6 protein-coding genes, 1 tRNA gene and 1 pseudogene are annotated in these 5,838 nt (G+C 40.8%); 7 read left to right on the top strand and 1 reads right to left on the bottom strand.

Annotated features, from left to right (window positions below):
* The 5 genes and pseudogenes from AC3LHT_RS00405 to mreB all read left to right on the top strand — a co-directional run.
* Positions 1-1,321 (top strand): annotated as a pseudogene (locus AC3LHT_RS00405) (single-stranded-DNA-specific exonuclease RecJ); the annotation flags it as partial.
* The gene (locus AC3LHT_RS00400; protein ID WP_488661647.1) at positions 1,314-1,586 is read left to right on the top strand and encodes a putative Se/S carrier-like protein; all 273 of its coding nucleotides are present in this window, start codon (positions 1,314-1,316) and stop codon (positions 1,584-1,586) included. The pseudogene AC3LHT_RS00405 and the gene AC3LHT_RS00400, both read left to right, overlap by 8 nt.
* Positions 1,567-2,262 carry a Holliday junction resolvase RuvX gene (gene ruvX, locus AC3LHT_RS00395; protein ID WP_488661648.1) on the top strand — a complete coding sequence of 232 codons (696 nt, stop codon included), beginning with the start codon at positions 1,567-1,569 and terminating at the stop codon, positions 2,260-2,262. The genes AC3LHT_RS00400 and ruvX overlap by 20 nt, the downstream gene beginning before the upstream one ends.
* Positions 2,253-2,328 (top strand) — tRNA-Arg (locus AC3LHT_RS00390). Before ruvX ends, AC3LHT_RS00390 begins: the two co-directional genes overlap by 10 nt.
* A gap of 26 nt (positions 2,329-2,354) precedes the next feature.
* Positions 2,355-3,362: a rod shape-determining protein gene (gene mreB, locus AC3LHT_RS00385; RefSeq protein WP_290665835.1), complete on the top strand. Its 1,008-nt coding sequence runs from the start codon at positions 2,355-2,357 to the stop codon at positions 3,360-3,362.
* Between the two features lie 49 nt (positions 3,363-3,411).
* Here the strand turns inward: mreB and AC3LHT_RS00380 are convergent, their stop codons facing one another.
* Positions 3,412-4,236: a DUF368 domain-containing protein gene (locus AC3LHT_RS00380; protein ID WP_290665833.1), complete on the bottom strand. Its 825-nt coding sequence runs from the start codon at positions 4,234-4,236 to the stop codon at positions 3,412-3,414.
* Between the two features lie 124 nt (positions 4,237-4,360).
* Here AC3LHT_RS00380 and sufC point away from each other — a divergent pair, with 124 nt between their 5' ends.
* Positions 4,361-5,110, top strand: coding sequence for a Fe-S cluster assembly ATPase SufC (gene sufC, locus AC3LHT_RS00375; protein ID WP_488661646.1), 750 nt, complete (start codon positions 4,361-4,363; stop codon positions 5,108-5,110).
* Between the two features lie 5 nt (positions 5,111-5,115).
* Positions 5,116-5,838 (top strand): Fe-S cluster assembly protein SufB (gene sufB, locus AC3LHT_RS00370; RefSeq protein WP_488661645.1); only part of this gene is annotated, 723 nt, incomplete at its 3' end.

The raw sequence follows: 5,838 nt of genomic DNA, 5'->3' as shown, positions 1-5,838 counted from the left end.
GGTAAACGATCTCGAAAAACATCTTTCACACAAAGCGCCAGAATTCTTGCAAATGACAGCAAAAAAAATCTGGGGAGCATTTGGAAGTATCAGGCTAAAGCACCCTCTTCTGGCCTGGAGGCTTCTTAGCAACTATCATTCCGGGAAACGTACCGTTGTTGTGTCAAGCATCAATGGTACTCTGGCACATACGTATTACTCACTTCAGCACTATCTCGATCCAATAAAGCCAGTGTATGCTAACTCCCTTTACAGAGGAGCCCTGGATGCCGAAGTAATCTTTACTACCCTACCTTTTTTCAACGAAAGAATAAATGAATTTAAGGAGTTTGATGAAATCCTCTTCGATGAGCCTGCCTATTTAATTTCTGGAATATACAGTAACCACCCTGATTTAGATGCCCTGATAAAAAATCTGGACTCGGTGTTAGATAAATCCGGTTTTATTGGCAGCGTTTTTACAAAAGAATTAAAAGATTTCCTCAGCAGCAGAAAAATATCGTATATTTACAAGCCTGCATATATCAAACGTGTTGGAATAATTGACAACCGGGGGACACGAAAGAAGACAGACCAAATCCTTTCCCTTGTAAAGCACGGTGAAAATGTAGCAATAATCGTTGATTCACCTCACAAAACCATATCTTTAGCAAAGACTCTCGGGTCAAGGCTTTCTCATACATTACAAAATGGAGAATTAATTTTCTACAATTATCTCCTTAAAGACTTTCAGAGAGCTAACATCTATTCTTTAGTAGAAAGGCAGAAAATCAAGGTCCTGATAACCACACCTTCCAATGATGGCCTTGGAGTTATGTTGGGAAATTCAAATATCGTTTTTTACAGTGCACCAAGGAATTTTCTCGAACTCCTTGATTCCGTTACCGCAAGACCTGGCGAAGATTCAGAGCTTTTTCTGAATTTGAGCTTCAACAAAAACGATTTACAGTCCAATGTAAACGAAATTGATAAGATTTTTCCAACCATTGAAGAATTGCAGGTAATCTATCAGGATATTTTTGATGTCCTTCCGGCAAATGAACGCGATATCACCAGGGCCCTTAGCTTTGAGAGCGGGCTTGCGCGGGTTTACCTCTCTATTCTTGAGGAAATAGGTGCAGTAAAGCAAGAAGAAGATCTGTGGCATTCTATGAATGGCAAATTCTTCTCATCTGAGAGAATAAAGAAAACACTCAGATACAGAGAAGGAATTGCCGAAAAGCGTATGACAAGATGGTTTGCTTCGAAACTTTCAACTACAACAACACGCTCATTGCTAAAAAGCCTTGGTGATGGGACCGAGGTGTTGAAAATTGTATGACACCCAGGTTCTTGATGGATTATTGATCGTTTTCCAAAAGCATGCTGGAAAAGCTCTCAGAATTTTAAGGGAAAGTCTTTTCTTTGTCAAGCTTTTTCCAACCCCTCCAACAGCTTTTATGAGCTGTTCCATTTCGCTGGCTGTACGATGCAGCGATTTGAAATCTGCAAGAGAACTCCTGGAAAGCTGTGAAATAAGGGTTATAAAATCGCTTTGTTTAGATGGGAATGTAATAGGTGAATTCTATGAACATCCTGGGCATTGATTATGGCGACTCCAAAATAGGTCTTGCGCTATCTTCAGGCAGTTATTCATCACCTCTAACTGTTATTTCTCATATAGGTTATAAAAAGAAGCTTGTAGAACTCATAAAGGAAAAGTTTGTTGAGATCATAGTGATAGGTCTCCCTTTATCTATGTCAGGGAAGTACAGCAACTCTTCTCTAAAGGCCATTGCTTTTGCCGAAAAAATCAAGAAAATGACAGGCTTGCCCGTTTTCATGGTTGACGAAAGATTGTCAAGTGTCTTCGCAAACACCATCATGAAACTATCTGGCACAAAAAAAGCTATGGAAGACGCTGTAAGCGCTGCAGATATTCTCGATAGATATATCAGAAACCCTTCAATGGGCTATGAAATCAAGGGACGGCTTCAGGGCTGTAAAGTCGAACCTGATCAGTTGTTTAACCATGCCGTACTTCTATACAATCCGCCTTCACCGTTAATTGATGGAATCGAAAAAATAGACTGTAGAGCTCTTGATATATACTGTGAGCACCCACAGGTTTATTTGCATCTCAAAAGTAAAGGATTTCTTCCAAAGAATTTACGAGACGAGCTCGATTTTTCCTGTTACGATATAATTGTTATCGATAAGAACACAGACAGGAGTATTTTTAAAAACTTCTCAGGGAGTTTCTCTTTATTGCAGTGCCCGTAGCTCAATGGATAGAGCGCTGGACTCCGGATCCAGAGGCTGTGGGTTCAACTCCCACCGGGCACGCCAGTTTATCCAGTACAGGAGGTATACGAATGAGAAAAGGAGACCTTGGCATCGATCTAGGAACATCATCGCTGCTTGTTTTTCAAAAGGAGAAAGGGCTGGTTATTGACGAGCCATCGGTTATAGCAGTTGAAAAGAAAACCAAGAAGATAATTGCCATTGGTAAGGAAGCAAAGGAGATGATGGGTAGAACTCCTCACGATATCGAAGCGGTAAGACCCATAAGAGATGGAGTCATTGCAGATTACACCATAATTGAAAGAGCGCTACAGGAATTGTTACGACGGACTAAGCAACGTTTTTCTTTCACCAAACCGTCCGTGGTGGTCGGAGTGCCTGCAAAAGTCACCAGTGTTGAAAGAAGAGCCGTAATTGAAGCCGCTTTGAGTGCTGGAGCGAATAAAGTCTATCTTGTTTTGGAGCCCGTTGCAGCAGCAGTTGGCGCGGAATTGGACATCTTTGATTCCATAGGTTCGTTGGTTGTGGACATCGGTGGTGGCACTACTGATATAGCTGTGATTAGCCTTGGGGGCATCGTAGTATCAAAATCTCTCAGGATAGCCGGCGATGCTATGGATGAAGCTATTATCAAATACATAAAGAAGAAGTATAAGTTCTTCATTGGCTTAGCAACTGCGGAAGAGATAAAGATGCGTATTGGGAAAGCTTTCCCCTCAATGGAAAATTATGAACTTGAGGTAAGAGGCAGGGATGCCATAACGGGGTTGCCCGGAAATATTCGTATAAATTCCGAAGACGTTCTGGAAGCAATTACACCAATTCTTCAAGATCTTGTTTTAAGCCTTAAACAGGTGCTCGAAGAAACACCACCAGAAATCGCCTCAGACATAATTGACAAAGGCATTGTGCTCACGGGCGGTGGCGCCATGATAAATGGACTATCTGAATTGTTTATCCAGGAAACCGGAATCAACACCATCCTATCCCCCGACCCAAGAACCTGTGTCGCTTTTGGGCTCGGGAAACTCCTTGATAACGATTTGAAACTTGAACGGGTTTCAGCGGGTAATAAATAAACAGAAATCAACAGAAATCATCAGAACTACTTAAAACATCAGAACCCATTTACTGGGTTCTGGTTTCACCTATTTTCTTTCCTATCCTTGAAAAGTAAAGTGAAAACACGATTCCGGCACTGATTCCCATTAATATCTGGGCAAAATTAAACACAGCTGGTCTGAGCAACAGATCCGGAATAGATCCGCTCATAAGCCCGGCGAGGAACATAAATGTGGCAGTTCTTTTTCTTTCCAATAGCATATTCAGCATTTTGCTTATTAGGGCAATTCCAAGGATAATTCCAAAACCTATTGTAAGAATTACGTATACATCAAGCGCATTTATAGCCGCTATTGCTCTGTGGTACTCGCCAAGCAACAACAAAATGAAAGCGCCGCTAACTCCTGGCAAAATCATTGAAGAAGACCCTATCATTCCTGCAAAAATATCATAAGATAATTTCGCAGGCGAATGTTCAAGTATGTTCTTTCCAGCTTCCTTTGTAGCTTCTCCGGGAAGTGACAATAATATCACAAGAAAAACCCCTATAAAAAAGTTCAGCCAGTGGCTTTTTCTTCTATTACCAGTTTGAGAAAAGACAAAGGGTATTCCGCCAATAACTAAACCTGTAAATACGCCATAGGTAACCGAGGGAAATTTCACTATTGCTGTCTCCACCAAATGAGAAAAACCAACTAAGCCCACAACAATGCCTACTACGATCTCAATCAAAAACAAAAGCTCTCCTTTGGAGAGTTTAAGAGATAGAAAATCACTGATTGCATGAATCAACTTGTCATATACTCCACCAAGAAGTGCTACGGTTCCAGCACTTACACCGGGAATGAGATTTGCTATTCCCATCAGAAAACCCACCACTGTATTAAACAAAAATTCACCTCCCTGGGAATTATTCTAACAAATCGGAATCAAATCGTAAATTCTACAAAATTAGTCGGTATTATGATATAATTATGTGGTAAAAGTAGAGATATTGGTGACTGGAGGGATTTTTATGGCTTTATTGGAAATTGTTGATCTTCATGCTGTACTCGCAGAAGAGAACATCGAAATATTAAAAGGGGTAAATTTAAAAATAAACGAAGGGCAGATTCACGCCATAATGGGGCCCAATGGGAGCGGTAAATCAACCCTCGCGAATGTGATAATGGGGAATTCGAAATACAGAGTTACTAGCGGTGACATACGCCTTGAAGGCGAAAGTATTTTGGATCTTACTGTAGACCAACGGGCAAAGAAGGGAATATTCCTTTCTTTTCAACACCCACAAGAAATCCCTGGAGTTCGACTGAGAAAATTTCTGATTTCTGTAAAACAAGCCCTGGGAAGTAAAGAACCTTTATTGAAAATGAATAGAAAAATAGAAAGCCTCACCGATGTAGTGGCACTTAATCAAGAATTTCTTGAAAGATATTTGAACCTGGGATTTTCTGGTGGTGAAAAGAAAAAAAGCGAGATATTGCAATTTGGCTTTTTAAAGCCGAAAGTGGCAATTTTTGACGAAATAGATTCTGGGCTGGATGTTGACGCTCTCAGAAAAATCGCAGAAGCCATAAATAAATTCAAAGATGAAGGTATGTCAATATTGTTGATCACCCATTACCAGAGATTACTGGATTACATTTCTCCGGATAGAGTTCATGTTTACATAAATGGTCAAATAGCAGCAACTGACGGTCCTGAGCTGGCGAGAAAGATAGAAGAAAATGGATATGCCTTTCTACTCGAAGGGATAGAGAGGTGAATCAAGTGAGAAAACATGTCAATGTTGATGAATCAAAATTCGATTTTAAAAACAAGGCTGGATATGCTTTTAAAAGTGCTCCAGGGCTTGATGAGAAGATTATCAGAGAAATTTCCGAATACAAATCAGAACCGCTATGGATGCTCGAGAAGCGCCTGGAAGCACTCAGAGTTTTCCGGAACACACCTGAACCCGACTTTGGTGTTGACAGGAGTCAGTTGAATATAAACGAAATCGTCCCATACATAAGACCAAATGCAGTGAAAGAAGCATCGTGGGATGAAGTTCCCGACGAAATCAAAGATACCTTTGAGCGCCTGGGAATTCCCGAAGCCGAACGGAAGGCCCTTGCAGGGGTTGGTGCCCAATATGATTCAGAAGTCGTGTATCAACACATTCGTAAAGATCTGGAAGAGCTCGGAGTTATTTTTCTCGACATGGAAACTGCTGTTAAAGAGCATCCAGAACTCGTAAAAAAATATTTCATGAAATTAGTCCCTGCAAACGACCATAAATATGCTGCCCTTCATGGAGCGATCTGGAGCGGTGGTTCTTTTGTTTATGTTCCAAAAAACGTTAAGGTACCCTTACCGCTTCAGGCCTACTTCCGAATGAATTTGGCTGGCATGGGACAATTTGAACACACTTTAATAATAGCTGACCAAGGAAGTGAATTACACTTTATTGAAGGTTGTTCTGCCCCAAGATACAATGTTCATAATCTTCAC

It is taken from the genome of Kosmotoga sp., from assembly GCF_982836095.1.
This window is presented reverse-complemented; position numbering and strand designations above follow the sequence as displayed.

Excerpts from the sequence above, each read along its gene's own strand:
- ruvX (WP_488661648.1), top strand. The coding sequence starts at position 1,567 with ATGAACATCCTGGGCATTGATTATGGCGACTCCAAAATAGGTCTTGCG.
- mreB (WP_290665835.1), top strand. The coding sequence starts at position 2,355 with ATGAGAAAAGGAGACCTTGGCATCGATCTAGGAACATCATCGCTGCTT.
- sufC (WP_488661646.1), top strand. The coding sequence starts at position 4,361 with ATGGCTTTATTGGAAATTGTTGATCTTCATGCTGTACTCGCAGAAGAG.